The sequence below is a fragment of the Rhodococcus sp. T7 genome, assembly GCF_009872365.1.
Taxonomy (GTDB): domain Bacteria; phylum Actinomycetota; class Actinomycetes; order Mycobacteriales; family Mycobacteriaceae; genus Rhodococcus_F.
This window is the reverse complement of record NZ_WXYH01000389.1, coordinates 892,553-893,193: the sequence shown is the minus strand read 5'-3', so window position 1 is coordinate 893,193 and position 641 is coordinate 892,553. Positions and strand designations below refer to the sequence as shown.

Below are 641 nucleotides of genomic sequence, written 5' to 3'. Positions count from 1 at the left end.
TTGCCGTCGGCGTCGACGCTGATGGTGACGGTCTGCCCGGCCTTCCCGGGGGTGTCGGTGGGGACGGCTCCGGTGCGTTCCCCGTGGGGTGTGGTCCAGCGGGCGCGGGCGGTGTTCTGGGTGCCGGCGGAACGGATCGCATGGCCGGGGGTGTCGGGGGCGAGGTAGGTGTCCTCGAGCAGGACCGCGGGCACCTGACGGATGCTGGCGCGGAGCGTGTGGGTTTGCTGTTCGAGGCGGGTGTGGGTCGCGGTGCCGTATGCGGCGGCGACGGGGATCAGCAGCAGAACCACAGTGGCGGTGAGCAGCAGGAGGGTGGCTTCGACGCGGTCGCTGGCGCGCATGAGGTGGTTGTGGTTCCACGGGCGCAGCTGCCACCACCGGGTCGGTGCGGCCACCGGTGCCAGTCCCTCCCGAGGCATGGTCACCTTTAACGCGATTGCGCTTCCCCTTTTCCTTCGATTGTGACGGAATCGGCGCGGCGTTCTGACGCGTTGCTCCGCGAGTGCAGGACAGGCTCAGCGGGGTGTTTCAGTCAGCCGGAATGTTCGCGGGTGTAATCCTCGACGTGCTCTGCGTGAGGTCGCGGGGCTCGCGGTGCTGGCGCTGCGTGAGTTCGTCGAGTCTGTTGGGCAGTGGCA

The 641-nt window shown here is 68.8% G+C and carries 1 protein-coding gene; it reads right to left on the bottom strand.

What is annotated here, in order from left to right; translation table 11 throughout:
- The coding region (locus MLGJGCBP_RS48250) for an Rv1733c family protein (RefSeq protein WP_160098506.1) at positions 1–422 on the bottom strand (422 nt) is incomplete at its 3' end.
- Positions 423–641: the final 219 nt, after the last annotated feature.